Origin of the sequence: Pseudomonas sp. PB103 (assembly GCF_009764635.1) — a bacterium.
Taxonomy (GTDB): domain Bacteria; phylum Pseudomonadota; class Gammaproteobacteria; order Pseudomonadales; family Pseudomonadaceae; genus Aquipseudomonas.
The window spans coordinates 1-24,073 of the sequence record NZ_RWIL01000102.1 but is presented as its reverse complement, the minus strand read 5'-3'; the positions used below and the strand labels follow the sequence as shown (position 1 = coordinate 24,073).

Genomic DNA, 24,073 nt, shown 5'->3' with positions numbered 1-24,073 from the left:
CGGCTCCTACAAATTAACGCGACCCTGTAAGAGCCGAGCTTGCTCGCGAAGAGGCCCGCACAGACACCCCGAACTTTCGATCCTGCAAACCTTCATGCCTTTTCCACGTGTTCGACTTTTTCAGTCGGGTAACGCTCGAAAATCTGCTTGATGAATTGCTGGGCCGCTTCCGTGCCCAGCTCTTTGACCAATAGATCGATCCCGATCAGTGCCAGTTCTTCCGTAGTCCCCGGACTATAGGAGCTGTGTCCGTCTGCCCACTTGGCTTTAATGTCGGCGTCGATGCTGATGGTGGTCATGAGGTACGCTCGAGAAGTCGCGAAGTCTGTGCGTCGAGTTAACCATTTTGTCGGGCATTTGGCACTGCGACTTAGGCATGAGCGGAGTGCTATGCGACACTTGGTCTTTTACGGCTTTCCAAGGATCGTGCTGTGCAGATCGATTTGAATACCCCTGACGGCCTCACGCTTGATGCCGTGCGCCAACTGCTCGCCTCGGCCAGTGACGACGAACACACTCAATTGCGTGTGACGAAGGGCGGTATTGCTTACATTTCCTCAGGCGTGACCGGTGGTCAGGATATCGACGGCCTGCTGTTCCGACTCGAAACCTGGGCCAAGGGCTCCGGTTATGTGGGCAATGTCGCGGCCAGCGATGAGGTGTGGGTGATGCAGATTTTCAATGCGCTAAAGGACAATTGGCCGAATCCGCCGTACGACTACATCGACGTCTACTGAGCACCGTTAATATTCAGTCACGATTGATTGATGAAGAGCCGGGTATCGCTCAGGCACACTCGGCGTTTTTCCGATAGTGGGGCAGGGTGATGGCATTTGCCGTGAAACCAAACGCCGGAATGGCGGTCGCACGATCTCAGCTTAACTTTTGAAAACAAGGAGGCTTCATGCCTTTGAAGTTCGCGACACTGGGTGCACTTATGGCCGTTGCCATGTTGGCCGGTTGCAGTACGACCTCCAGCGAGTCGGCAAAGGATCCGGTGGCGACCGAAGCCGGTCACAGCCGTTGTGAAGCATCGGCGGCGCAATTCGCCATCGGCAAGAAAGCTTCGCCAGAACTGCTGGAGCAGGCGCGGGCCAAGGCGGGGGCGCAGAATGCACGGTTCCTCAAGCCGACCGATATGATCACGCTGGAATACCGTTCTGATCGCCTGAACCTGAACACCGACAACAATCTGGTGATCAATCGCGTCAACTGCGGCTGACTGCAGGGCGCGTTTGTTGCAGGCATAAAAAACCCCGTCACATGGACGGGGTTTTTTTAGTGCGCCGAGAAATTACTCTGGGCGAACCTGTGCAGCTTGCATACCCTTTTGGCCTTTCTCAGCCACGAAGGAGACGGTCTGGCCTTCTTTCAGGCTTTTGAAACCGTCGGATTCGATAGCTTTGAAGTGTACGAACAGGTCGTCACCGCCACCTTGAGGAGTGATGAAGCCGAAGCCTTTTTCATCGTTGAACCATTTAACGGTGCCGGTTTGGCGATTAGACATGGTGTATCTCCAAGAAACATATATTTTCAGTAGTACTGTGCTGCTCAGGCCAACTGGGCACACCGGAGTATCATAGTCGAAATGTTCGCTTTGGTAGCCCCCCGGACGTGCTGTTTGCCAATCAGTCGTGTTTTCTTTACTGCCTTTATCGGCTGAAAGCCCCGGTTTACAAGGCTTTCAGCGGAACGTAAAGACGATAAAAAAACCTGTAAAACCTGCATAAATCGTCTGAAAAGACGCAAATTCAGCCCTTTTCAGGGGCGCTGAGCCGATTCAGAACGCTTTTTTGATCACTTTTTCGCCGGGGTGTTGGCCTTGCATTTGGCGATTTGGCCCAGCGCTTCCTGCTGCAGTTCAGGGGTGGCCTTATTGTCCATCAGTGCCTGAATGTCGCTCGCTGGATAGGATTTGATGGCGTCAGCGCCACAGGCGCAATGAGATTTGGCCGCCGCAGCGCCAATCTGTGGGGTCGCCGCCTGGGTGCACTGCGCCATGTACTTCTCGCGTTCACCCTTCGGCCAATCGGCGTGGGCGCTCAGCGGCAGCAGCAGAACAATGGGGGCGACTACGGCGAACAGGGTATTCAGACGCATGCGAGGATGCTCCTTGTGGGTCAATGTCTTGTTATCTGAGGGCTTGAAGGCCGATCAAGTTCAGCACTCTGGCATAAAAACGGACGATTTGCCTTCTGATCAAACAGAGGCATAAGTGACCGCTCATCTGTGCTAGCATGCCGGGCTCAAGCGTTCTCAGGCGCCGGATGGCCTTCAGCCCCGGCAGCGGTTAGCGTGCGAATACTTCGATTTGAATCCCAGTCACTCTGGTTCGATTTTCCGGTTGGCCGCAAGGCTCCTGCCGCTGTAAGGCAGGCGTTCGTCATTGAATGGCCTGGATCGGATCTTGTACTGGCTCATCCCAACCCACGTGACCTTTGGTAGGGGTCACCACTAGGAGAGGAGGCGCCATGCCAACTATTACTCTTCCCGACGGCAGTCAACGTTCATTCGATCACCCGGTTTCCGTAGCCGAGGTCGCCGCATCCATTGGTGCTGGCTTGGCCAAAGCCACCCTGGCCGGCAAGGTCAATGGTCAACTGGTCGACGCCAGCGACATCATCAGCAGCGACGCGACCCTGCAAATCATCACGCCAAAGGATGAAGAGGGGCTGGAGATCATTCGCCACTCTTGCGCTCACCTGGTGGGTCATGCGGTCAAACAGCTGTACCCGACCGCGAAAATGGTCATCGGTCCGGTCATCGACGAAGGCTTCTATTACGACATCGCCTTCGAACGTCCTTTCACCCCGGACGACATGGCTGCCATCGAACAGCGTATGCAGCAGTTGATCGAGAAAGATTACGACGTGATCAAGAAAGTCACTCCGCGCGCCGAAGTGATTGAAGTGTTCAAGGCCCGTGGCGAAGACTACAAACTGCGCCTGGTCGAGGACATGCCGAATGAACAGGCCATGGGTCTGTACTATCACGAAGAATACGTCGACATGTGCCGCGGCCCGCACGTGCCGAACACGCGTTTCCTGAAATCCTTCAAGTTGACCAAGCTGTCCGGTGCCTACTGGCGCGGCGACGCCAAAAACGAGCAGTTGCAGCGCGTTTACGGCACCGCCTGGGCAGACAAGAAGCAGCTGGCGGCTTACATCCAGCGCATCGAAGAAGCTGAAAAGCGCGATCACCGCAAGATCGGCAAGCGTCTGGGCCTGTTCCATACCCAGGAAGAATCCCCGGGCATGGTGTTCTGGCACCCGAACGGCTGGACTCTGTACCAGGTACTCGAGCAGTACATGCGCAAGATCCAGCGCGACAACGGCTACCTTGAGATCAAGACCCCTCAAGTCGTTGACCGCAGTCTGTGGGAGAAATCCGGGCACTGGGCCAACTACGCCGACAACATGTTCACCACGCAGTCGGAAAACCGCGACTACGCCATCAAGCCGATGAACTGCCCATGCCACGTGCAGGTGTTCAACCAGGGCCTGAAAAGCTACCGCGAGTTGCCGATGCGTCTGGCCGAATTCGGTGCCTGCCACCGTAACGAGCCGTCGGGTGCGCTGCACGGCATCATGCGTGTACGTGCGTTCACTCAGGACGACGCTCACATCTTCTGCACCGAAGAGCAGATGCAGGCTGAATCCGCCGCGTTCATCAAGCTGACCATGGACGTTTATCGCGACTTCGGCTTCACCGACGTCGAAATGAAACTGTCCACTCGTCCGGAAAAACGCGTCGGTTCTGACGAGTTGTGGGATCGCGCTGAAGCTGCACTGGCTGCAGCCCTTGATTCTGCGGGTCTGCCGTACGATCTGCAGCCGGGTGAGGGTGCGTTCTACGGTCCGAAGATCGAGTTCTCGCTAAAAGATTGCCTCGGTCGCGTCTGGCAATGTGGTACCTTGCAGCTCGATTTTAACCTGCCTGTCCGTTTGGGCGCTGAATACGTCTCCGAAGACAACAGCCGCAAACACCCTGTGATGTTGCACCGCGCGATCCTCGGTTCCTTCGAACGTTTCGTCGGTATTTTGATCGAGCACTATGAAGGTGCATTCCCTGCGTGGCTCGCGCCGACCCAGGCGGTGATCATGAATATCACTGATAAACAGGCAGATTTTGTTGCAGAAGTTGAAAAAACTCTCAACGAAAGCGGATTTCGTGCCAAGTCCGACTTGAGAAATGAAAAGATCGGCTTTAAAATCCGCGAGCATACTTTGCTCAAGGTTCCCTATCTCTTGGTAATCGGAGATAAGGAAGTCGAGATGCAGACTGTCGCTGTGCGTACTCGTGAAGGTGCTGACCTGGGCTCGATGCCCGTCGCCCAGTTCGCTGAGTTTCTCGCGCAAGCGGTTTCCCGGCGTGGTCGCCCAGATTCGGAGTAATTATTATTAAGCGTGAAATGAGACAAGATAAACGAGCTGCACCGAAAGCCCCGATCAACGAGAATATCTCGGCACGCGAGGTTCGGTTAATTGGGGCTGAAGGTGAACAGCTTGGGATTGTGTCAATTGAAGACGCGCTTCTTAAGGCTGAAGAGGCCAAACTGGATTTGGTGGAAATTTCCGCCGATGCAGTACCCCCTGTTTGCAAACTGATGGACTACGGCAAATCGATCTTCGAGAAGAAGAAGCAGGTTGCCGCGGCCAAGAAAAACCAGAAGCAGATTCAGGTTAAAGAAATCAAGTTTCGTCCAGGGACGGAGGAAGGGGATTACCAGGTAAAACTGCGCAACCTGGTACGTTTCCTGAGTGATGGGGACAGGGCCAAGGTATCCTTGCGATTCCGCGGCCGTGAGATGGCCCACCAGGAGCTGGGGATGGAACTCCTCAAGCGGGTTGAAGCTGACCTGCTCGAGTACGGTTCGGTCGAACAGCATCCTAAGATGGAAGGACGCCAACTGATCATGGTCATCGCCCCGAAAAAGAAGAAGTAATCAACAGGGCACGGCAGGCCTTCTGATTATGTTTATCAACTGAATGCGGAGTATCCGAACATGCCAAAAATGAAAACCAAAAGTGGTGCTGCTAAGCGGTTTCTGAAAACTGCTAACGGTATCAAGCACAAGCACGCTTTCAAGAGCCACATCCTGACTAAAATGTCGACCAAGCGTAAGCGTCAACTGCGCGGTAGCAGCTTGCTGCATCCGTCTGACGTGGCAAAAGTCGAGCGCATGCTGCGCCTTCGTTAATTTTAGTCAAGAATAGAGGAAGTAACTCATGGCTCGTGTAAAGCGTGGCGTCATTGCCCGTAAGCGTCACAAAAAAATTCTGAAACTTGCTAAAGGCTACTACGGTGCACGTTCGCGCGTATTCCGTGTTGCCAAGCAAGCGGTAATCAAGGCAGGCCAATACGCCTACCGTGACCGTCGTCAGAAAAAACGTCAGTTCCGCGCTCTGTGGATCGCTCGTATCAACGCTGGTGCTCGTGTTAACGGTCTGTCCTACAGCCGTTTCATCGCTGGCCTGAAAAAAGCGTCCATCGAGATCGACCGTAAGGTTCTGGCTGATCTGGCAGTGAACGAAAAAGCGGTGTTTGCTGCGATTGTCGAGAAAGCTAAAGCCACCTTGGCTTAAGTACCCCCGACAATCACCCGGCCTCACTTCCGTGGGGCCAGGTGGTAAACGTCTTAAATAGGGGAAGAGCCTTCAAGCTCTTCCCCTATTTTGTATCTGGAGTCTGTACATGGAAAACCTGGATGCGCTGGTCTCTCAAGCACTAGAGGCTGTGCAAAGCGCTGAAGATATCAATGCCCTGGAGCAAATCCGGGTTCAATACCTTGGCAAAAAGGGTGAATTGACTCAGGTGATGAAGACCCTGGGGAATTTGCCGGCAGAAGAGCGTCCGCAAGTCGGCGCCCTGATCAACGTTGCCAAGGAGCGTGTTACAGGCGTTCTCAATGCGCGCATGGCCCTGTTTGAAGAAGCCGAACTGGCTGCCAAACTGTCCGCCGAATCCATTGACGTAACGTTGCCGGGCCGTGGTCAGACCTCCGGTGGTCTGCATCCGGTGACCCGTACTCTGGAACGTGTTGAACAGTTCTTCACTCGCATCGGCTACGGCATTGCCGAGGGCCCTGAGGTTGAAGACGACTATCACAACTTTGAAGCGCTCAACATCCCAGGCCATCACCCGGCCCGGTCGATGCATGACACTTTCTATTTCAATGCCAACATGCTGCTGCGCACCCATACCTCGCCGGTACAGGTCCGCACCATGGAATCGAAGCAGCCGCCGATCCGCATCGTCTGCCCAGGCCGTGTGTATCGCAGCGACTCCGATATCACCCACTCGCCGATGTTCCACCAGGTCGAAGGCCTGCTGGTTGATCGCGACATCAATTTTGCCGATCTCAAAGGCACCATCGAAGAATTCCTGCGGGTGTTCTTCGAGAAAGAACTGGCCGTACGTTTCCGTCCTTCGTACTTCCCGTTCACCGAGCCATCCGCCGAAGTCGATATGGAATGCGTGATGTGCAGCGGTAAAGGCTGCCGCGTCTGCAAGCAGACTGGCTGGCTGGAAGTGATGGGCTGCGGCATGGTTCACCCGAACGTGCTGCGCATGTCCGGCATCGATCCGGAAGAGTTCTCCGGCTTTGCCTTTGGCATGGGCGTCGAGCGTCTGGCCATGCTCCGTTACGGCGTGAACGACTTGCGTCTGTTCTTCGACAACGACTTGCGGTTCCTCGCGCAATTTCGCTAGTCGTAACGAATTCTTAGGAGAGCAGGATGAAATTCAGTGAACAATGGCTGCGTGGCTGGGTTAGCCCGCAGGTAGATCGCGATGAGCTGGTTGCTCGTCTGTCGATGGCCGGTCTTGAGGTCGATAGCGTTACGCCGGCCGCCGGTGTTTTCAGCGGCGTGGTCGTGGGCGAGGTGCTGAGCACCGAGCAACACCCGGATGCCGACAAGTTGCGCGTTTGCCAGGTGAGCAATGGCGCGGAAACCTTCCAGGTCGTGTGCGGTGCGCCAAACGTGCGTCCGGGCCTGAAGATTCCGTTCGCCATGATCGGTGCCGAGCTGCCGGGCGACTTCAAAATCAAGAAAGCCAAGCTGCGTGGCGTCGAGTCCAACGGCATGCTGTGCTCGCAAGCCGAGCTGCAAGTCGGTGAAGGCAATGACGGCCTGATGGAGCTGCCGGCCGATGCGCCGGTGGGCGAAGATTTCCGTGTGTATCTGGATCTTGAAGACGCCAGCATCGAGGTCGACCTGACCCCGAACCGTGGCGACTGCCTGTCCCTGGCCGGCCTGGCCCGTGAAGTCGGCGCGCTGTACGACGCACCGGTTACCCGTCCGGTGGTCATGGCCATTCCTGCCGTGCACGACGAAGTGCGTTCGGTAGAAGTACTGGCCCCTGCTGCATGCCCACGTTACCTGGGTCGTGTGATCCGTAACGTTGATCTGTCCAAGCCAACCCCGCTGTGGATGGTTGAGCGCCTGCGTCGCGCCGACGTGCGCAGCATCGATGCTGCCGTCGACATCACCAACTACGTGATGCTCGAACTGGGTCAGCCACTGCACGCTTTCGATCTCGCCGAAATCAATGGCGGCATCCGTGTACGCATGGCGGAAGAGGGCGAGAAGCTGGTATTGCTCGACGGTCAGGAAGTCAGCCTGCGTAGCGATACGCTGGTCATCGCCGACCACACTCGCGCTCTGGCGATTGCCGGTGTGATGGGTGGCGAGCACAGCGGTGTGTCCGCGACCACTCGCGACGTATTCCTGGAATCCGCATTCTTCGACCAGATCGCTGTCGCTGGCAAGGCTCGTTCCTACGGCCTGCACACCGATGCGTCGCACCGCTACGAGCGTGGCGTTGACTGGCAACTGGCCCGTGAAGCCATGGAGCGCGCCACTGGCCTGCTGCTGGAAATCACTGGCGGTGAAGCTGGCCCGATCATCGAGACCGTCAGCGAACAGCACCTGCCATCAATCGCGCCGATCACTCTGCGTTCCCAGCGCATCGCTCAGATGCTGGGCATGGAAATGGATTCGGCACAGGTCGAGCGTCTGCTCAGCGGTTTGGGTCTTGGCATTACTGCCGATGGTGAAGGCCAGTGGCGAGTAGAAGTGCCAAGCCATCGCTTCGACATCAGCCTGGAAGTCGATCTGATCGAAGAACTGGCTCGTCTGTACGGTTACAACCGTCTGCCGGTGCGTTACCCGCAAGCGCGTCTGGCGCCGCAAGCCAAAGCTGAAGCGCGTAGCGATCTGCCGGAACTGCGCCGTCTGCTGGTGGCGCGTGGTTATCAGGAAGCGATCACTTACAGCTTCATCGATCCGCGTCAGTTCGAACTGTTCAACCCGGGCGTCGAGCCGTTGTTGCTGGCCAATCCGATCTCCAATGACATGGCGGCAATGCGCTCTTCGTTGTGGCCAGGTCTGGTCAAAGCGCTGCAGCACAACCTCAACCGTCAGCAAGATCGCGTGCGTCTGTTCGAGAGCGGTCTGCGCTTTGTTGGTCAGCTGGAAGGCCTGAAGCAAGAGCCGATGCTGTCCGGTGTGGTTTGCGGTAGCCGTCTGCCGGAAGGCTGGGCGCAAGGTCGCGACACCGTCGACTTCTTCGACGTCAAAGCTGACGTGGAAGCGGTGCTGGGCTTCGCCGGTGCGCTGGATTCGTTCACTTTCGCTCCGGGCAAACACCCGGCGCTGCACCCGGGTCAAACCGCGCGCATCGAGCGAGAAGGGCGGGAAGTCGGTTTCATCGGTGCCATTCACCCTGAACTGTCGAAAGCTCTGGGTCTGGATCGTCCGGTCTTCGTTTTCGAACTGGTTCTGGCTGAAGTGGCGCTCGGTAAAATGCCGAAATTCCATGAGTTGTCGCGCTTTCCTGAAGTGCGTCGTGACCTTGCACTGATTGCGCACAAAGACGTCGCCGCGTCGGCAGTACTGGACGTAATCCGTGAAAATGCAGGCGAATGGCTCACAGATCTCAGGCTGTTTGACGTATATCAGGGTAAAGGCATTGATCCTGATAGAAAAAGCCTTGCAGTTGGCTTGACCTGGCAGCATCCATCGCGCACTCTTAATGACGATGAGGTGAATTCGACGACGCAAAATATCCTCACCTCGCTCGAACAAAGGTTGAACGCCACGTTAAGGAAGTGACGTATGGGGGCTTTGACGAAAGCTGAGATGGCGGAACGTCTGTATGAAGAGCTGGGCCTGAACAAGCGGGAAGCCAAGGAATTGGTCGAACTGTTTTTCGAGGAAATCAGGCACGCTCTTGAAGACAACGAGCAGGTCAAATTGTCCGGTTTCGGCAATTTCGACCTTCGGGACAAACGCCAGCGGCCTGGCCGCAACCCGAAAACGGGGGAAGAAATCCCGATCACGGCTCGCCGTGTGGTCACCTTTCGTCCAGGGCAGAAGTTGAAGGCCCGAGTTGAGGCTTATGCTGGAACCAAGTCATAACGACGAACTACCCGTCATCCCGGGCAAACGCTACTTCACCATTGGTGAAGTCAGCGAGCTGTGTGCCGTAAAGCCACACGTGCTTCGCTACTGGGAGCAGGAGTTTCCTCAACTCAACCCCGTCAAACGCCGCGGAAACCGCCGGTATTATCAGCGCCAGGATGTGCTGATGATCCGGCAGATCCGCGCGCTCCTTTACGATCAAGGTTTCACCATCGGCGGCGCACGCTTGCGCCTGTCCGGCGATGAGGCCAAAGACGACACTACTCAGTACAAGCAGATGATTCGGCAGATGATTGCCGAGTTGGAAGATGTGCTGGTGGTTCTCAAGAAATAAAAAGCTGCTTTTGAATACTTCCAGTTTTCAAAAGCTTGCGCTATATTCTTGAGCGCTCTTCGAGGTGAAGGGCGGTTGTAAATCAGTCGGGGCGTAGCGCAGTCCGGTAGCGCACTAGCATGGGGTGCTAGGGGTCGAGTGTTCGAATCACTCCGTCCCGACCATATAATTCAATGACTTAGGCCAATGTTCACAGCATTGGCCTTTTTCAAGCGCGTGACATTTGCGTGACTTCTCCATTTCTCACGCCTGCCTCCTCTTCAAGATTGTCAGCACCGGCCCACGCGAATCGGTTGCTGATGCCATGTTCGCAGCTTCAATCAGATGCCCGAGCTCAGCGGCCGAATAGTGACTAGTGATGCTGCCGTTCTTGTGACCCAAAAGAGCCTTTCGGTCTTCTTCGGTTACTCCCGCCGCTCGAAGGCGACGGCCAAACGTGTGCTTCAAATCGTGAATCCTGATCGACAGATAGCCAGGGTGAGCGAGGCGAAGGTTTTCCTCCTGCCAGAGTTTCGCGGCTCTCACTCGCGCCTTCTTCCAAGCCGAGTCGTTCATCCGATGCATTGCGTTGCCGTTGTAAGAAAAAACCCATTCCTTGCTCAGGCCTCGCTGTTTGTCGATGATCGACTTCGCTACGGAGTTGAGCACCACCAATCGCTCGTCACCGTTTTTTACCCCTGACCGCTCGTTACGGCCGCCGAAGTCTGACGGAATCAGGAACACGCTGGTGCCAAGCTCCGGCACCGAAATCTCCCAGTCGCCACCTCAACTTGCAGACCTCTTGCTCGCGACAACCCGTGTTCACTTTGAACAGGGCCATCGTCTGCAGGTGCGCCGGCAACTCTCCAAAAAGGATCGACTGCTCTTCCCATGTCATTGGGTAGGGTTCGCGAACCTTTTTCTTCAAGTCCAGCTTGGCCAGCATTGGCACCGAATCAAGCCAGGGCCTGCGCTCCTCATCCCGCCACTTCCTTGCGCAAAGCGAAAGAACCCGAATCACCCGCTCGATTGAAATATTGATCGTGCGCGGCGCTACCGGCTTCAACTGTTTCCCGCAAGGCAACACCATTCCCTTCAAACGATCCTTAATGAACGGCTCAAGTGTCTGGTCATCGATATGCGTCAACGGCAGGTCTTTGAGATAAGGGTGCAAGTGCTTCAAGTGGTGCGCTGTCAGTTTGATTGATGGCTGATCCTTGCTCTCAATCAGAAACTTTGTTGCTGCTTCTTCCCATGTTCTGGTTCGGCGTACGCCGTATACCTTTTGCTGCCGAAGCTCCGCCGGTGCTAATGCCGATCAATTGCCGGCGAAAGCGATTTACTGGCAGGGCAATGAATACAGCGCCTAGCCAATGCAGATCGACGGCATCGAGGCGAACGGCGACGGCACGGCTGTGCGCCCGACGTTATCGGTTGGCAACGTCAATGGACGCATCACTGCGCTCTGCTTGGCGTTCGCCGATCTGCTCGAGTTCAAGCTGACGATGCGCCACACGCTCGGCACTTACCTCGACGCGGCGAATTTTCCCGCCGGCAATCCGACGGCCGATCCGACCCAAGAGACGATTGAAGTCTGGTACATCGACCAGAAGACAAACGAGGAAGGGGAGACGGTCAGTTAGGAGTTGGCCAGCCCGGGCGACGTCGGCAATGAATCCATCGGCCGACAGGCCACGACCCTGTGCCACTGGTGTCTCACCGGCGGGTACCGCGGGCCGAACCGAGTGTTCGACGGCAAAGTTAAGTCGTGGTGGGGAGAGGGATATGCTGGCGTGTGCCAGAAACCCTACCAGTTCAGCTGCTGGAACAAGACCGACCCAAACTACAAATTCCTGATTGGCGTGAGGCAGATCCCTTTCCGCGAACTGGCTCAATGCCGGATCGCTGCTGACCAGGTGATCGACGGCAAGGTCGCAGACCCAGCCGGTGGCGCCACGCACTATTACGCCACCAGCATCTAGGCGCCGGCGTGGTCGGCGAAGGCCAAGCACACCTTGAAGCTTGGGCACCACATCTTCTTCTAGGATGTCCCGTAAGGGCGATCATTTTTCCTCGCTATCGCGCCGCTCCCTGAGCAGGCGTTGATTTTCCTGAAACAAGACGTCGGCCTGATGGGCGATGTTGGCAAATCTACTGAGCTGGCCAGCCTGCTCACTTGTTTGACAGTGAACCCTACAACTACGAGACCACTGTCGCCCGTGCGTAAACCGGGCTGAATCCACGCCAGATCCACCGATCAGACCTGCCAATCATCGATTTTTTTGGCAGATCCTTCCAAATCCAGGCATGAAAGGCGGCGTTTTTTCCTTTGGGCTTGATCCTGCACCAGATCGCTGGGAGCTTGCAGGTCGCACCATTCATTGCCCAGACGAGCCATTGAATCTGACCAGAAGATCTGTCTGTCCCGTGGAAAGCCTCATCGATGTAGATTCTGCTCGATAAATTTTCCAAGAGCCGCATTAGCATGCGGATACCGGTCATTCGGGCGAACAGACTCGCCTCGCAATTCAGTAAGCAATTGCGAAGTGTATCTATAGCGGGCGAGTGGTAATCGTCAGTTTAGCGATGGCTGGCCGCCCCGTGGACGCGGCACACTATCAAAATGATGGGCGCGCCATAAGAAAAGATTCAAGCTGTGCTACAGGCTAGCCTTGCGATACGCGGAGATTAAATTAAGCCTTCCTTGGCTAGAGTAACTTCAGCTTAACTGAACCGCTCACATCCTAAGCGAATGGCTGAGCTACTGCGTTTGCTTCGTTGATTTTTTTTCTGCGCTTGTAACGAATGCAAGGCCGTTCAATGAAATACCAGCTCGCTAGGCAAGTGGGTATGAGTACAGACATCAGTATCCAACTTGCACTCTGAATATCCGTGATTTGGCACTTCTCAGTGATGAACAATAAAATTGGAACATGATAAATATATACACCGTAACTGATGTCAGGTGTGCGAAAGCCTATTATCCTGAATCCCGCAATGCCTACCCAAACTATCGCCATTGCTTGAAGCAACTGGCGTACTGGAAGATGCGGTGCCAAGATAGTAAATGCGAGGAATGCCCAAGGTGCGAAGCGCCCGAAAACATGAAGTTTTTTTCTGTATATAAACGCCAGATTTCCCGCAAAGAATGCTTGGGCTAGCATAGCGAGTGTAATCGTTAAGGGGTCAAATCTAGAAGCTGAAAAAACATAGACGGTAACAGCAGATGCAACGAGGGCAAGCCATATAAAGCGAGGTTTTTGGTATGCGCCCACGGCCCATAGCCCAGCTAAAATTAGATACGCAAGTTCCTCCCATGCGAGCGACCATAGTGCTTGGTTAGTGTAGCCTTTTTCAGGTATGTAAATACCGCCTGAAAGCCAAGTGGTTATAGCATTTAAAGCTACTTGCGAATCAAACAAAATAAATATCAATAAAACAGATGCGCTTAGAGCTGGTAGTATTCTAAGTGCTCGCCTTTTTGCAAAATCCTTTAGTGAGACTTTCTCGCTGTAACTTTTCAACACGACCACGCCGCTGATGGCAAGAAATGACGGTACCGCCATAACCCAAGCATTCCAAGCGGTGTTGGGGGTTGAGAATAAATATAGATGCGCGACAACCACCTCTAGAGCTAGAAGTAACCGTAAGATATCAAAATTAGGAAAGTATTCCGAAGGGGACGATTCCGTTTTAGTCATGCCATTCCATGCCAGTTTGATCCATAAGCTTCGCTGCATGATGGGCTGCAGCGTCTAGATGGATATGTATAAAAAATGTTACACGCGGTATCAAAACGCCGGCATGCTACCTGAAACGGGACTACTCCACCACTTAAATTGGTTGCAAATGAAAGTACTTCACATGATTTTTTGCACATCAACAACCGCCAGTCCGGCGGTTTTTTTTCGCCCGGAGAACTTGATGATCCAAAACGATGAAGATTGCGACATCCTCGCTCGCACGCTGTGGGGTGAAGCCCGTGGTGAATCAACAGCTGGGCAGGTGGCTGTGGCCTGGACGATCCGTAACAGGGTGTTTTCGATGGCAAGACCAATTCGTGGTGGGGGAGGGATACGCCAGTGTGTGCCAGAAGCCGTACCAGTTCAGCTGCTGGAAGAAGAGCGATCCGAACTTCTCCTACCTGATCGGCGCGAAGCAAATCCCGTTTCGCGAACTGGTAAAGGCGCGGATTGCAGCCGACCAGGTGATTGACGGCAAGGTGCCTGATCCAACCGCCGGCGCGACGCACTACTACGCGCTCAGCATGAAGACGCCGCCGGCGTGGGCAGCGAAGGCAAAGCAGACGCTGAAGCTTGGCGGGCACGTCTTCTTCAAGGATGTGCCGTGATTACCGTGCCGTGGCGCCTGATAGGCGCGCTGGCGCTGGTACTGATCGGCGCGGGCAGCGCCTGGCAGTTCCAGGGTTGGCGCTACGACAAGCAGTTCGCTGATCAGGCCCGGCTGAGCGCCGAAACTCTCAATAAACTGGCCATGGTCGGCGCCGCCGCGCAACAAGCGGAGCAGGACAAGCGCCTGGCGCTCGAGCAAAAGCTGGTGGCGAGCGAGAAAACTCACTTTGAGAAAATGGCCAATGCACAAAACGATCAGGCTCGCCTGCGCGATCGCCTTGCCACTGCTGATGTCCGGCTGTCAGTCCTCCTCGACGCGGACTCAGCCGGTGGCTGTTCAGTGTCTGCCGCCCCCGGCGCCGGCGGCTTGGATCATGCAGCCGTACGCGCCCGACTTGACCCGGCGCATGCTCAAAGAATTATCGCCATCACCGACACCGGTGAACGAGGACTGATCGCACTGGAGGCCTGCCAAGAGTATGTCAGGGCGATCACAAAATTCACAAATGGTAGATAAACTGTATCGAGTCACATACATAAGTTTGTAGAATGCGCGCCGATATCATTTTTCTAGTAAAAAGGGCTTGCATGCATAAAAAAAATTTGAGCTATCGAGCGGACATCGATGGGCTAAGGGCTATAGCCGTAATGCTTGTGGTGCTGAATCATGTAGGTTTTAGTCTGTTTTCTGGCGGGTTTGTTGGTGTGGATGTCTTCTTTGTAATTTCAGGTTATTTGATTACTGGAATTATTTTAGGTCAGATTAATAAAGGGACATTTTCATTTGCTGACTTCTATCTTCGCCGTGCTCGAAGAATACTACCAGCTCTATACGTTGTGTTGTTGTGTGTGATGGTTGCGGGCTACTATCTATTTCTGCCGAGCGATTACAGTTTCTTGTCACAAAGCACCTTGAGTGCTATTTTCTTTGCATCAAATATCTTTTTTTGGAAAAACTCCGGCGGTTATTTTTCTTCCAGCTCAGAAGAAATGCCTCTGTTACATATTTGGTCTCTATCAGTGGAGGAGCAATTTTATTTTATTTGGCCGCTTGCGCTTTTTCTTATATTAAAGCAGCAAGGTATCGGCCCGCGTCTGGTTTTGGTTTCAGCATTACTCGTTTTCTCATTCGTGTTCGCTGAATTTGGGGTTCAGCATGAATGGTCAAGCGCATATTTCTTACTGCCCTCACGAGCGGGAGAGCTTCTGGTCGGTGCAATACTGGCCTTTTGGCTAGCAAAAAAGACACCAGCGGACAAATTAAGTGTCAAAGCTAATGCCATATCTATCTTGGGTTTGGCAATGGTTCTTGTACCGGCTCTTTTACTTGATAAAGCATCCGGGTTTCCGGGGCTAAATGCTCTCGTTCCGTGCGCTGGAGCCGGGCTAATTATCATCGCGAGAGTGTTTGGTAAAAGCTTGATATCTTGGGTTCTAGAAAGCCGCCCGTTTGTTTTTGTCGGTCTTATATCCTATTCCCTTTATCTGTGGCATTGGCCGCTTATCAGTTTTCTGCATTATTCTAGGATAGAAATAACGGTAGAAATCTCGATTGGGTTGGTTGTTGCATCAATTGTTCTGGGTTATTTGAGCTGGCGATTTGTGGAGCAAAAATTTCGCCACAATAACGACCCATTGGGGCAAAAGACAGCGGCTGTTATGATTATTGCGGGCTTGCTGGTCGTATTCGCTCCAATTGTTGTTTACGTGAAGGATGGTATACCTTCGCGTTTTCCATTTGCCATGCTTACACAGGACCAGTTGGCTGCTGAACTCAATAGATATTGGAGCGGGATTCCGACTCTATCTACAAAATTTAATAGCTCAAGCGATCTTAAAAAGGTTGTACTAGTTGGTAACTCCCATGCTTATGATTTTTCTTACGCCCTTACGGAAAACAATTTTAAGGGTCAGCTAAAACTGATAGATACACCTTTCTTTTGTTTTAATTTTTCTCATGACTACTCTGTTTTAGAGAATAAGCCAGAAGAGTGCAGGAAAGCTTTTGTTCGGGTTCTTGATTCTCCAGAATTGCGCGTTGCAGATGCAATCTACTTGCACGACAACTGGGATGGTAAAAGCTTTGCAGGCTTAAAGGACATGATCACTAAAATTCGTGGCATTAGTTCTGCTCCAATCTACGTTATCGGTCCGAAGATGGTCTTCTCAGATACCGTTCCTAAAATTTCGAAAGAGGCCCAGTTAGAGCGTCACGTTACGGCGGCGAGCATCAATGACTTTGCTCGGAAATATGAGATTTCGGATAAGTTTGAGTATGATGAAGAGTTAAAGGGGTTCTTCAATTCGGAGGATTTTAAAAACGTGTATTATGTCAGCGCTCTCGATGTGCAATGCGGGAAAGAGCGCAAATGCGATATTTTGTCTGAGAACGGTGAATATCTGTACTTTGATTATGGGCATTTTACCTTGGCTGGGTCTAAACGCTTTGGGGAAAGTCTCAAGGAAAAATACAGTTTTCTTTTTTGACGTTGCCTGGTCATGCATGCCGACGCGCAGAGGCGCGTTTGCAAGCTAGCGCATCAAATGCCTACTCGAGAATTGTGTTGTTTTTAAAAGCTCTTGAGCATTTTGCGAAGAGTTTCAATTTCCTTCTTGTATGCGTTCGCAGATGTGCGAAGGTCGCACATCTGCCTGCGAATTTTGGCAGTTTCCGCTGCCTTTTCACGTAGGGTCGACATAGCCTCATCCCTCTGAAGAACCGCTTCGGAATGCATCTCGACCAGCTTGAATATCCTTTCACGCTCCTGACGCAGTTGAGTTGTCAGTTCCTGAATTTCGTTCTCGCACATGCTGAGCTGATGCCGGCAGGTTTCGAGCGGCGTCGGGCAGCCGAGCCAATCGTCGGTGTCTTCTATATAGAGGGGATCCACGGATGCGCCTTGTTGATACTGTTTGGATATACAGTAATCGAGGCGCAACCGGTGAGCGAGGGTGAGGCGACGAGCTGTAGGATTTTGGATTGGTGGGATTCGGCAGAACGCCGTGGATGGCGCCAGAAAGGCGTGGGGACTTTTTCGGGGATTCGTAAATGTTAGTGAAGGTCAGTGCGGCACCGTTTACGGCGAGCGCCAATAGAAGACTCAACAAATACTGTGGTTTCATCCCATTTTCAAGCATGGGGTGCTAGGGGTCGAGTGTTCGAATCACTCCGTCCCGACCATAATTCCTTAGTAAAATCAGACAGTTAAGCCGATCAGCCAGATCGGCTTTTTTGTGTCTGCGCAAAACCCGCGCAAAACTAACCTGCGGTTGGCGCTAGTACCTCAGAAAATCTCTGGAGGTTTTTCCGCAGTTGAACAGCACATCCAGAATACTCACGCCATGCGTGAACTCGCCCCACAGTTGCGGGTATTCACGGTATCCAGAGTAATCAAACCACGTCAGTTTGATTCCGGATTCGGCGAACATAACTTCCTCTAGGTAGTTTTCAGCCGCAGGGCCGGAAACGTATTCTGTCGCCCCCGCTTGCCGGCAAAGATCAACGATTCTTTCCGTTTTGCCTTCGCAGAGTGAATAGTCCCAAGAGTTTTTTATTGTGGTGGTTATCTCGAGGTAGGTGCAGATCGTTTCAATCAGCGTTCTATTGAGTTCTGAAAGGGTTGTGAATTGTCGCTCCAGATACAGTGGTTTGAGCAGTTGAGCAATTTCGCCGAAATATTCTGCCTTGGCATAGTTGGCTTCGATGCTGCTCCAGTGCTTGATCTGCCACCTTGGGTCGAGCTCAACGTCTCTGATTCTTCTGTTCAGGTTGGAGCCGGCGGGGACGGTCAGCCATTTAACGCCTTGCGGAGTTTTTATCTGGTTTCTGTTTCGCCAGTCATTTTTCGTGTATTGCATGTCATCGTAAATGATGAATTCATCAACGGCTGCAATCATGTCGAAATAACCCTTCCAGGGTATGTAGTTCGATTGGAGGATTGCCACTCGCTTCATGCTTGATTCACTTCTAACGATCAATAATTTTCAGAATGCTACCAGATCACTATCCAGTCACCTATTCAACGAAATCAACCGCGTGCGTGACAGTGAGATGGCTTCGGCCGGCTTCACGTGTTACGCCAGGCTTACGCTGGACCTCAAAGGTAAACCTGGCTTCGATGGCCTGAGCGTCTCAGCGCTGCCTTGGGCGCTCGGTAGACTGATCAAACCTTTATGCGCGGTCGATTTCAAAGACCGCGTGCGCACGCTCAAACGCGGTCTGGCAGATGACTGGTCGCAATCACAGGGCAACCTTTTCGGGGTCTGAACTGATCGCTTGTATACCTGACCACGGCAAAGGCCAGCCAGCAGGCTCTGATCTCCGAACCGCTTTGAGGGGCTGGCCAGTCAACTGAAAGCCCGGCTTGACCAAGGCCAATGTGCGCAGCTGTTTCGATGCTTGAAGGGGGAAGGCGTTTCATTCTTCCCCTTAGTCCAGTGGCCCCATTACTTGCCGATAATGCTCCTCGCCCTGCGGCGTCTCTCGGGTCAGGCGAATCTCCAGACCTTGTGGGTTTTCTTTGCGGTTACCACTGAGTTGGCGCCAGCCCATGTCTGCCTCCCAGACGCGCACTTGCAGGTCGCTGATGCTGTCGAGAACGGCCACGGCTTCTTTGGGGGCGGGCAGGGGATATCGATTGCGGGCTGGAGCAGCGGCGCGGTACAGGGTTTGATTTTTCAGCCACCAGCGCACGCGCTGTAAACCGTCCTGCGGGTCTGCGGCGCTGCGGATCACGTCGAGACGAAAACTCTGGTTATCCGTGCTGCGCACGCTGATCGCGGCGGGACCTTGAGGTGGGTCATCGTCGTTGTTGGTCAGGTTCGGCTCGCGCAGTTCGATGCTGGCGCGCAACGCCACATCGCGTTCCAGTTGGTGCAATGTGCGCAATAGCGCTTCGGTTTGCTCGGTGCTGGCCTGCAAGTGACTGTCGGCGCGAGTCACGCTGTCCAGACCGCGCCAGGCGATCAGGCTGACGATGGCCATCAGCATGATCGCGACCATGACTTCGATCAGCGTGAAACCGTCTTGACGGGCACTCATGGCCGGTTTGCCAAATGTATTTTGCCCGCCGCCGTGCGTTGCACGATGAGTGTGTGCTGACCGTCCGAGAGTTGCAGTTGCAAGGGAGAGTCAAACCATTCGGCTTGCAGCACGACCGGCCGTTGAGGCGTGACTCGTATGGTCAGCGAAGGTGTTTCCCACCTGCGCGGATGCAGTTGCGGGTCGGCCAGAAAGTGATCGCGGCCCACGCCCTGTTCATCACGACGACTAAAGTGAAAGCCTTTCTTATCCGTCAGCCACGTGATCGGGCGCCCGTCTGCCAGCGCTTCGGCCTGGGCGATTTGCAGCAATTGGATCAAGCGATTGGCGTCCTTGCGCAACTGTTGCGCCGGGTCGGGCTTGATGCTCAGGCTGACGGCGGCACTGGCGATGCCGATGATGATCAGCACCACCATCAACTCGATGAGGGTGAAACCCTTTTGTCTGTCCTTGGTCATGCTGCAACGTTCCTTCGTCGTGAATCCGTCCTGGATTCGAATGATCAGCCCGGATAAAAAACCGCCGGTTGTCCTGTAGACTGCGCTGCAAGACAACAGGGAGGTTGGGTCTTGGCATTTACTTTTCGTTTATCGGCAGCACAACTGCTGCAGTCGGCAGCGCTGGTCGCAGCAGTGGCAGGGGGGCTGTTCTGGTCATCGTTGTTGTTGACGTCGGCACAGTCCCACGTCCCGGAGGTGGAGCCGCAGGTCTTGGCTGCACGCGCCGACACTGCTGCCTTACAGTGGTTTTCCAACCAGTCTGCCCCCGTGGAGATCAAGGTCTCCGGGCTGATGGCGGGAGTGCAGGGTGCGGTAGCGATCCTCACACTCAACGATGGGCCTGCACGCAGTTTTCTGGTGGGTGATCGTCTGACCCAGGACATGCGTGTGGTGGCTATTGAAAAAGATGCTGTGGTGATTGAGCAAGGTGCGCAGCAGCGTCGATTAAAGGTCAGCACGTTGCCCGACATCCCGTCACTGCCTCGATTGACTCGCCCCTGAGCCACGTCATTGACGCTGTTCAAGCGGTTGGCTGAGCAGTGTTTCCAGTTGCGCCAAGGGCGGCGCTTCACGCTCGCGATCGGTTACCAACACCTTGACGCGCACCAGTCGGCCATCACTGCGCGCTGTGATGGATTGCTCGCAGCGCAGTTGCAAACGTCCTTGATCGCACTCGAACGTTCTCAGTCCGGAAGGAAAGCGTCCTTCCAGACGCAGTTCGGCGAGTCGGCTTTGCGCGGCCAGTAAAGCGATCGAGCGATCACGCAACAAACCATTACTTTGAGTCATCAGACCGGCAACGCGTACCGCCGCGGACATGGCCACGGCGATGATCGCCAACGCCACCAACACCTCGATCAGGGTAAAACCTCGCTCCTTGCGCATCGCTTCCATAGCCGGCTCTGGGGTGAATCAGGTCGGCAGAATAGCACCCGATTCTCGACCGATGTGCAGAAAAAACACGGCGTTAATGAGTGTTGTACGATGACTGGCTTTTGTTACACTGCGCGCCGAATTGTAATCAAGCCAAGGAAGGTTGAAATGGATTTCGCGCGCGTCAAATCTCAGTCCGCGGGCCGACTCGGCCAGGCGGGTTTCACCCTGATCGAGATCATGGTGGTGGTGGTCATCCTCGGCATTCTCGCCGCGATGGTCGTGCCCAAAGTGCTTGATCGCCCTGATCAAGCCAGGGCGACGGCGGCCAGACAAGACATCGCCGGCCTGATGCAGGCACTCAAGCTCTACCGCCTCGACCACGGCATTTACCCAAGCCTCAACCAAGGGCTCAAGGTGTTGGTGGAGCGTCCGGCTGACGCTAAAAACAGCAACTGGCGTTCTTATCTGGAGCGCTTGCCCAATGACCCTTGGGGTCGTCCTTACAACTATTTGAATCCTGGCGCGAACGGCGAAGTCGACATCTTCTCCCTCGGTGCGGACGGGCAGCCAGACGGCGACGGCGTCAATGCCGATATCGGTTCCTGGCAGCTCTAAGCGTCGCGATGAAATCGACTTCGTCGACAGCGACGAAACAGCGTGGCATGGCAATTATCAGCGCCTTGCTGATCGCCGCCGTGGTGGCAGTGATTGCCGGTGGCATGCTCACCCGACAGAGCGTTTTCACCCGTTCCCTTGAATCTGAACAGTCTCGCGTGCAGGGTGGCGCGGTGCTGTTGGCTGGCCTGGAAGTGGGTCGGCAATTGCTGAACGATGCCCGCCTGCAAGACAGCCTGACCCGGCTCGATCAGCCATGGGCGCAACCTCTTAAGAGCAACCTGGTGAACTCGCCGAATGGTGCTTTTGAAGGGCGTCTGGAAGACCAACAAGGCAAGTTCAATCTGCGCAACTTGATCAGCAACGAACGGGTTGATCTCGGTCAGGTGCGCAGCTTCGAAAGGCTCTGCGAAATGATTGGCATCGACGCCGGCCTCAGTCAGCGCATCAGTGAACGAGTCATTGCCGCGTACCCGCGAGTCATGAGTTCGCCAGACGTCGGGCAAAGCACTGCCCAAATCGGTTTTGACAGTGGTCGATTGACTTCGCCGAACGCCAGTCGCAGGCCGTTGCCTGCGACCCGGCCGATGCTGCGCAGTCTTCAAGAGTTGCGGGATCTCGACGGTATGAGCGATCAGGCGATGGCTCGGCTGGGTCAATACGTGAGCATTGTTCCGGCCAGAACCTGGGTCAATGGCAACACGGCCAGCGCCGAGGTTCTGGCGGCGGTGGTGCCTGGGCTGTCGCTGTCACAGGCCAGGGCATTAGTGGTCGAGCGTGATCACGGTCAGTGGTTTATCAACCGTGGAGACTTCGTCAATCGCCTGCATTTGCCGCACCTGACGGTGGACGGCCTCAACGTCGGTATCAGCAGCCAGTGGTTCCAGCTGCGCGGACAAGCGCGGGATGAGCAACGCCGTGTGAGCCTGGAGGCGTTGCTGCATCGCCCACAGGACGGCATGCCCAAAGTGATCTGGTCGAGGTTCGGTGCATGAGTCGCTTGCGAATTGCCTTGCCGCCGCTGCATCAATTGACCTCGCACACAGAGTTTGAATGGGCATGCCTGGATCAGGCAGGGCGCGTCATTCAGACCGGTGTCAGTACGTTGTCGCTGTTGGAGCAGGAATCTCGAGCGCAGGCTGTGGAATGTTTTCTTCATCCCGCAGACAGCGTGCTCACTCGCCTGCAACTGCCACCGCTGTCGGCGACGAAAATAGCGGCTGCGGTGGCCTGTGCGGCGCAGGCGCTGATACTCGGTGGCAGTGAACAGATGCACGTCGCCCACAGCGCTCGAGAGGGCAGTGGAGATGTTTATCTGGCGTGGCTTGCGAAGGCTGAGCTTCAGCGATTGGGTGAGTTGTTGAGACGGCATCGACTGAAGCTGCGAGGTCTTTACCCCGCGCCTTATGCGTTGCCGGTGCCACTGGCCGGGCAGATCAGCGCGTGCGTGCTGGACGGGCAGTTGTTGCTGCGCCTCAGCACTGAGCAAGCCTCGGTGGAACCGATGGTTGACGAGCGACTGCAGGCGCTTTTAGCCGGTGGCAGTGCCGTGCAGTGGATCGGTGACGACATGCCTGCGGCTGTGCTTGAGCACAAACCTGCGAATCAGCGCTGGGCTGGCGCCGCACCCGGATGGGGGCTGCACGGCGGCATCGAAAAAACCGCAGAGCCCACGCCGGTCGGGGGGCGGACAGTGTTTTGCTGTGCCTTGGCGGTGGCTGTATGGGTTGTCGGTCTGAACCTTTACGCGGCTCGCGAAGCCAGCCAAGGCCAGCAACTCAAGGCGCAGATGAGTCAGCGAGTGAAGCAGGCGTTCCCTGAGTTGCCGGTCATTCTCAACCCATTGCAACAGGCGCGTCAGCAGTTGGCGACGCGTCAGAGTGGAGCGGCGACGGACGCCGATCATGGTTTTTCCTATCTGGTGCAAAACGCTGCCAGTGCGATGCCTTTTATGGCGGGCAGTGTTCAGCGGCTGACTTTCGATCAAGGCCGTTTGCAGGTGGAACTGGCCGCTGATACGCCGCACTCAAGCGCCGAGGGCTCGGTGACGGGGGCGCTCAGTCAGGCAGGGCTGGCGGCTGTGCGTGATGACAACGTCTGGACGTTGAGCGCGCAAGTTGAGCCCGAGTCTGCTGACAGCGGCGCCATTATGGATAACGACGATGAGTGAATGGTTGGCGCTGTCTCGAGGCCGTTGGGTGCAATTGCGTCAGCAGATTGAGCGGCATTGGCGATCACTCACGTTGCGTGAGAAACGTATGGTGGCGAGTACTGCGCTGATACTGGGCGGCGTGTTGATCTGGTTGTTGCTGATCGAGCCGCCGCTGAAAAAGCTCGATTTCTGGCAGACCGAAACGCCGAAATTACGCTCCCAGGCGGCAGCGCTGGAGTTGCTGTTGCGCGAGGTGGCGAGCCCGCCCGCCGGGCAGAGCCTCGAACAGTCGTTGCAACAGTCGCTCGACGCCAGCGGGCTGGCTGGGCACTACCGATTGCAGGCCGTGGCTGGCGCGTGGCAGTTGACGTTCGAGGAGGCTGCGGCTGATGCGGCGATCAGTTGGTTGTTGAGCAGTCCGGTGCAGTTTTCACTGGAAGTGGTCGAGGCTCGTTTGCAGCGTGCAAGTGAGGTCAAGGTCGATGATACGGCAGGCACTCTGTCGGGAACCGTTCGCATGGATCAGGCGCAGGGCGCTAAGGAAGCTTCATGAAGTGGTCAGGTTCCAATTATGTACGTACGGCCGCGCCGTTTCTGTTGTTGGCACTGAGCGCATGCAGCAACACCACCACACCACAGAACCAGCCGCCATTGCTGGTCGACAGTGAACTCGGTCGGCCGCTGGCCAACACCCAGCGCAGCGGCGACGCGGTGCTTGACCGCGAACGTGCGCAGGCGCAGGCGCGACCGGCGCCGAAGCAATTGCACAACATATCCAAAAGTGCGCGCAGTGGGGCGG

General features: G+C 55.0%; 28 protein-coding genes, 1 tRNA gene and 5 pseudogenes. 23 read left to right on the top strand and 11 right to left on the bottom strand.

Annotation, left to right across the window (positions count from 1 at the left end; genetic code table 11):
* Positions 1-92: 92 nt before the first annotated feature.
* Positions 93-299, bottom strand: coding sequence for a hypothetical protein (locus tag EJA70_RS18550; RefSeq protein WP_008083273.1), 207 nt, complete (start codon positions 297-299; stop codon positions 93-95).
* Positions 300-431: 132 nt separating this feature from the next.
* Between EJA70_RS18550 and EJA70_RS18545 the strand changes: the two genes are divergently transcribed.
* Entirely contained in the window at positions 432-737 is a 306-nt protein-coding gene (locus EJA70_RS18545; protein WP_007913485.1) for a hypothetical protein, read from the top strand.
* 167 nt (positions 738-904) lie between these two features.
* Positions 905-1,222, top strand: coding sequence for an I78 family peptidase inhibitor (locus EJA70_RS18540; RefSeq protein ID WP_008083276.1), 318 nt, complete (start codon positions 905-907; stop codon positions 1,220-1,222).
* Positions 1,223-1,294: 72 nt separating this feature from the next.
* Here EJA70_RS18540 and EJA70_RS18535 read toward each other — a convergent pair whose 3' ends face one another.
* Together EJA70_RS18535 and EJA70_RS18530 are read right to left on the bottom strand one after the other, a co-directional pair.
* Positions 1,295-1,507 carry a cold-shock protein gene (locus EJA70_RS18535; protein WP_003179963.1) on the bottom strand — a complete coding sequence of 71 codons (213 nt, stop codon included), beginning with the start codon at positions 1,505-1,507 and terminating at the stop codon, positions 1,295-1,297.
* A 290-nt stretch (positions 1,508-1,797) separates the two neighbouring features.
* Entirely contained in the window at positions 1,798-2,100 is a 303-nt protein-coding gene (locus EJA70_RS18530; protein ID WP_158832592.1) for a hypothetical protein, read from the bottom strand.
* 371 nt (positions 2,101-2,471) lie between these two features.
* Between EJA70_RS18530 and thrS the strand changes: the two genes are divergently transcribed.
* The 9 genes from thrS (at position 2,472) to EJA70_RS18485 (ending at position 9,923) form a co-directional block, all read left to right on the top strand.
* Entirely contained in the window at positions 2,472-4,394 is a 1,923-nt protein-coding gene (gene thrS, locus EJA70_RS18525) for a threonine--tRNA ligase (protein WP_007913488.1), read from the top strand.
* Entirely contained in the window at positions 4,394-4,945 is a 552-nt protein-coding gene (gene infC, locus EJA70_RS18520; RefSeq protein ID WP_170947229.1) for a translation initiation factor IF-3, read from the top strand. The genes thrS and infC overlap by 1 nt, the downstream gene beginning before the upstream one ends.
* A 60-nt stretch (positions 4,946-5,005) precedes the next feature.
* Positions 5,006-5,200, top strand: coding sequence for a 50S ribosomal protein L35 (rpmI, locus tag EJA70_RS18515; protein WP_002553160.1), 195 nt, complete (start codon positions 5,006-5,008; stop codon positions 5,198-5,200).
* 28 nt (positions 5,201-5,228) lie between these two features.
* Complete coding sequence (rplT, locus tag EJA70_RS18510) at positions 5,229-5,585, top strand: 50S ribosomal protein L20 (RefSeq protein ID WP_007913489.1); 357 nt, start codon at positions 5,229-5,231, stop codon at positions 5,583-5,585.
* A 109-nt stretch (positions 5,586-5,694) separates the two neighbouring features.
* The gene (gene pheS, locus EJA70_RS18505; protein WP_003226365.1) at positions 5,695-6,711 is read left to right on the top strand and encodes a phenylalanine--tRNA ligase subunit alpha; all 1,017 of its coding nucleotides are present in this window, start codon (positions 5,695-5,697) and stop codon (positions 6,709-6,711) included.
* 26 nt (positions 6,712-6,737) lie between these two features.
* The gene (gene pheT, locus EJA70_RS18500) at positions 6,738-9,116 is read left to right on the top strand and encodes a phenylalanine--tRNA ligase subunit beta (RefSeq protein WP_158832590.1); all 2,379 of its coding nucleotides are present in this window, start codon (positions 6,738-6,740) and stop codon (positions 9,114-9,116) included.
* A gap of 3 nt (positions 9,117-9,119) precedes the next feature.
* Positions 9,120-9,422, top strand: coding sequence for an integration host factor subunit alpha (gene ihfA / locus EJA70_RS18495; protein ID WP_002553164.1), 303 nt, complete (start codon positions 9,120-9,122; stop codon positions 9,420-9,422).
* A complete protein-coding gene (locus EJA70_RS18490) occupies positions 9,403-9,759 on the top strand; it encodes a MerR family transcriptional regulator (protein WP_003179985.1) in 357 nt (118 codons plus the stop codon). The genes ihfA and EJA70_RS18490 overlap by 20 nt, the downstream gene beginning before the upstream one ends.
* Before the next feature lie 87 nt (positions 9,760-9,846).
* Positions 9,847-9,923 (top strand) — tRNA-Pro (locus EJA70_RS18485).
* Positions 9,924-10,002: 79 nt separating this feature from the next.
* Here the strand turns inward: EJA70_RS18485 and EJA70_RS18480 are convergent.
* Positions 10,003-11,038, bottom strand: a pseudogene (locus EJA70_RS18480) (tyrosine-type recombinase/integrase); the annotation flags it as partial.
* A gap of 1 nt (position 11,039) precedes the next feature.
* Between EJA70_RS18480 and EJA70_RS31140 the strand changes: the two are divergent.
* Together EJA70_RS31140 and EJA70_RS30855 are read left to right on the top strand one after the other, a co-directional pair.
* A pseudogene (locus EJA70_RS31140) lies at positions 11,040-11,495 on the top strand (phage minor tail protein L); the annotation flags it as partial.
* Positions 11,478-11,783: pseudogene (locus tag EJA70_RS30855) on the top strand (cell wall hydrolase); the annotation flags it as partial. The pseudogenes EJA70_RS31140 and EJA70_RS30855, both read left to right, overlap by 18 nt.
* Positions 11,784-11,995: 212 nt before the next feature.
* On the opposite strand, the gene EJA70_RS18470 reads toward EJA70_RS30855, so the two are convergent.
* Both EJA70_RS18470 and EJA70_RS18465 read right to left on the bottom strand, forming a co-directional pair.
* Positions 11,996-12,136 (bottom strand): hypothetical protein, encoded by a 141-nt coding sequence (locus tag EJA70_RS18470; RefSeq protein ID WP_158832587.1) that lies wholly within the window; start codon positions 12,134-12,136, stop codon positions 11,996-11,998.
* A 346-nt stretch (positions 12,137-12,482) separates the two neighbouring features.
* Positions 12,483-13,439, bottom strand: coding sequence for an acyltransferase (locus tag EJA70_RS18465; protein WP_158832585.1), 957 nt, complete (start codon positions 13,437-13,439; stop codon positions 12,483-12,485).
* 223 nt (positions 13,440-13,662) lie between these two features.
* Here EJA70_RS18465 and EJA70_RS18460 point away from each other — a divergent pair.
* The 3 genes and pseudogenes from EJA70_RS18460 to EJA70_RS18450 all read left to right on the top strand — a co-directional run bounded on the left by EJA70_RS18460 (position 13,663) and on the right by EJA70_RS18450 (position 16,577).
* Positions 13,663-14,089 (top strand): annotated as a pseudogene (locus EJA70_RS18460) (cell wall hydrolase).
* Positions 14,089-14,607 (top strand): lysis system i-spanin subunit Rz, encoded by a 519-nt coding sequence (locus tag EJA70_RS18455; protein WP_158832689.1) that lies wholly within the window; start codon positions 14,089-14,091, stop codon positions 14,605-14,607. Before EJA70_RS18460 ends, EJA70_RS18455 begins: the two are co-directional and overlap by 1 nt.
* Before the next feature lie 32 nt (positions 14,608-14,639).
* Entirely contained in the window at positions 14,640-16,577 is a 1,938-nt protein-coding gene (locus tag EJA70_RS18450; protein WP_158832583.1) for an acyltransferase family protein, read from the top strand.
* An 83-nt stretch (positions 16,578-16,660) separates the two neighbouring features.
* Here EJA70_RS18450 and EJA70_RS18445 read toward each other — a convergent pair whose 3' ends face one another.
* Both EJA70_RS18445 and EJA70_RS18440 read right to left on the bottom strand, forming a co-directional pair.
* Positions 16,661-16,981, bottom strand: coding sequence for a hypothetical protein (locus EJA70_RS18445; RefSeq protein WP_158832581.1), 321 nt, complete (start codon positions 16,979-16,981; stop codon positions 16,661-16,663).
* A gap of 385 nt (positions 16,982-17,366) precedes the next feature.
* Positions 17,367-18,044: a WbqC family protein gene (locus tag EJA70_RS18440; protein ID WP_158832579.1), complete on the bottom strand. Its 678-nt coding sequence runs from the start codon at positions 18,042-18,044 to the stop codon at positions 17,367-17,369.
* On the opposite strand from EJA70_RS18440, the gene EJA70_RS18435 reads away from it, so the two are divergent.
* Positions 18,043-18,357, top strand: coding sequence for a hypothetical protein (locus EJA70_RS18435; RefSeq protein WP_158832577.1), 315 nt, complete (start codon positions 18,043-18,045; stop codon positions 18,355-18,357). The two genes, EJA70_RS18440 and EJA70_RS18435, sit on opposite strands and share 2 nt — an antisense overlap.
* 162 nt (positions 18,358-18,519) lie before the next feature.
* Here EJA70_RS18435 and EJA70_RS18430 read toward each other — a convergent pair whose 3' ends face one another.
* The gene (locus EJA70_RS18430; RefSeq protein ID WP_158832575.1) at positions 18,520-19,131 is read right to left on the bottom strand and encodes a type II secretion system protein GspJ; all 612 of its coding nucleotides are present in this window, start codon (positions 19,129-19,131) and stop codon (positions 18,520-18,522) included.
* A complete protein-coding gene (gspH, locus tag EJA70_RS18425) occupies positions 19,128-19,589 on the bottom strand; it encodes a type II secretion system minor pseudopilin GspH (protein ID WP_158832573.1) in 462 nt (153 codons plus the stop codon). Before gspH ends, EJA70_RS18430 begins: the two co-directional genes overlap by 4 nt.
* A gap of 111 nt (positions 19,590-19,700) precedes the next feature.
* Between gspH and EJA70_RS18420 the strand changes: the two genes are divergently transcribed.
* Positions 19,701-20,132: a general secretion pathway protein GspC gene (locus EJA70_RS18420; RefSeq protein WP_158832571.1), complete on the top strand. Its 432-nt coding sequence runs from the start codon at positions 19,701-19,703 to the stop codon at positions 20,130-20,132.
* Positions 20,133-20,138: 6 nt separating this feature from the next.
* Here EJA70_RS18420 and gspI read toward each other — a convergent pair whose 3' ends face one another.
* Positions 20,139-20,525, bottom strand: a complete 387-nt coding sequence (gene gspI / locus EJA70_RS18415) for a type II secretion system minor pseudopilin GspI (RefSeq protein ID WP_158832569.1) — start codon at positions 20,523-20,525, stop codon at positions 20,139-20,141.
* Positions 20,526-20,672: 147 nt separating this feature from the next.
* Here gspI and gspG point away from each other — a divergent pair, with 147 nt between their 5' ends.
* The 5 genes and pseudogenes from gspG to EJA70_RS18390 form a co-directional block, all read left to right on the top strand.
* A complete protein-coding gene (gspG, locus tag EJA70_RS18410; protein ID WP_158832567.1) occupies positions 20,673-21,122 on the top strand; it encodes a type II secretion system major pseudopilin GspG in 450 nt (149 codons plus the stop codon).
* Positions 21,123-21,130: 8 nt separating this feature from the next.
* The gene (gene gspK, locus EJA70_RS18405) at positions 21,131-22,117 is read left to right on the top strand and encodes a type II secretion system minor pseudopilin GspK (protein WP_158832565.1); all 987 of its coding nucleotides are present in this window, start codon (positions 21,131-21,133) and stop codon (positions 22,115-22,117) included.
* A complete protein-coding gene (gene gspL / locus EJA70_RS18400) occupies positions 22,114-23,292 on the top strand; it encodes a type II secretion system protein GspL (RefSeq protein WP_158832563.1) in 1,179 nt (392 codons plus the stop codon). The genes gspK and gspL overlap by 4 nt, the downstream gene beginning before the upstream one ends.
* The gene (gene gspM, locus EJA70_RS18395; protein WP_158832561.1) at positions 23,285-23,827 is read left to right on the top strand and encodes a type II secretion system protein GspM; all 543 of its coding nucleotides are present in this window, start codon (positions 23,285-23,287) and stop codon (positions 23,825-23,827) included. Before gspL ends, gspM begins: the two co-directional genes overlap by 8 nt.
* Positions 23,824-24,073 (top strand): annotated as a pseudogene (locus EJA70_RS18390) (type II secretion system protein GspD); the annotation flags it as partial. The gene gspM and the pseudogene EJA70_RS18390, both read left to right, overlap by 4 nt.

Bases quoted from the DNA above. Each gene is read 5' to 3' on its own strand.
- EJA70_RS18440 (WP_158832579.1), bottom strand. From the start codon at position 18,044: ATGAAGCGAGTGGCAATCCTCCAATCGAACTACATACCCTGGAAGGGT.
- EJA70_RS18465 (WP_158832585.1), bottom strand. From the start codon at position 13,439: ATGACTAAAACGGAATCGTCCCCTTCGGAATACTTTCCTAATTTTGAT.
- gspL (WP_158832563.1), top strand. From the start codon at position 22,114: ATGAGTCGCTTGCGAATTGCCTTGCCGCCGCTGCATCAATTGACCTCG.
- pheT (WP_158832590.1), top strand. From the start codon at position 6,738: ATGAAATTCAGTGAACAATGGCTGCGTGGCTGGGTTAGCCCGCAGGTA.
- EJA70_RS18435 (WP_158832577.1), top strand. From the start codon at position 18,043: ATGCTTGATTCACTTCTAACGATCAATAATTTTCAGAATGCTACCAGA.
- gspH (WP_158832573.1), bottom strand. From the start codon at position 19,589: ATGACCAAGGACAGACAAAAGGGTTTCACCCTCATCGAGTTGATGGTG.
- EJA70_RS18540 (WP_008083276.1), top strand. From the start codon at position 905: ATGCCTTTGAAGTTCGCGACACTGGGTGCACTTATGGCCGTTGCCATG.
- EJA70_RS18450 (WP_158832583.1), top strand. From the start codon at position 14,640: ATGCGCGCCGATATCATTTTTCTAGTAAAAAGGGCTTGCATGCATAAA.
- pheS (WP_003226365.1), top strand. From the start codon at position 5,695: ATGGAAAACCTGGATGCGCTGGTCTCTCAAGCACTAGAGGCTGTGCAA.
- EJA70_RS18550 (WP_008083273.1), bottom strand. From the start codon at position 299: ATGACCACCATCAGCATCGACGCCGACATTAAAGCCAAGTGGGCAGAC.
- EJA70_RS18470 (WP_158832587.1), bottom strand. From the start codon at position 12,136: ATGGCTCGTCTGGGCAATGAATGGTGCGACCTGCAAGCTCCCAGCGAT.
- EJA70_RS18530 (WP_158832592.1), bottom strand. From the start codon at position 2,100: ATGCGTCTGAATACCCTGTTCGCCGTAGTCGCCCCCATTGTTCTGCTG.
- ihfA (WP_002553164.1), top strand. From the start codon at position 9,120: ATGGGGGCTTTGACGAAAGCTGAGATGGCGGAACGTCTGTATGAAGAG.
- EJA70_RS18430 (WP_158832575.1), bottom strand. From the start codon at position 19,131: ATGAGTGCCCGTCAAGACGGTTTCACGCTGATCGAAGTCATGGTCGCG.
- EJA70_RS18535 (WP_003179963.1), bottom strand. From the start codon at position 1,507: ATGTCTAATCGCCAAACCGGCACCGTTAAATGGTTCAACGATGAAAAA.
- EJA70_RS18490 (WP_003179985.1), top strand. From the start codon at position 9,403: ATGCTGGAACCAAGTCATAACGACGAACTACCCGTCATCCCGGGCAAA.
- gspI (WP_158832569.1), bottom strand. From the start codon at position 20,525: ATGGAAGCGATGCGCAAGGAGCGAGGTTTTACCCTGATCGAGGTGTTG.
- rplT (WP_007913489.1), top strand. From the start codon at position 5,229: ATGGCTCGTGTAAAGCGTGGCGTCATTGCCCGTAAGCGTCACAAAAAA.
- gspG (WP_158832567.1), top strand. From the start codon at position 20,673: ATGGATTTCGCGCGCGTCAAATCTCAGTCCGCGGGCCGACTCGGCCAG.
- gspK (WP_158832565.1), top strand. From the start codon at position 21,131: ATGAAATCGACTTCGTCGACAGCGACGAAACAGCGTGGCATGGCAATT.
- thrS (WP_007913488.1), top strand. From the start codon at position 2,472: ATGCCAACTATTACTCTTCCCGACGGCAGTCAACGTTCATTCGATCAC.
- gspM (WP_158832561.1), top strand. From the start codon at position 23,285: ATGAGTGAATGGTTGGCGCTGTCTCGAGGCCGTTGGGTGCAATTGCGT.
- rpmI (WP_002553160.1), top strand. From the start codon at position 5,006: ATGCCAAAAATGAAAACCAAAAGTGGTGCTGCTAAGCGGTTTCTGAAA.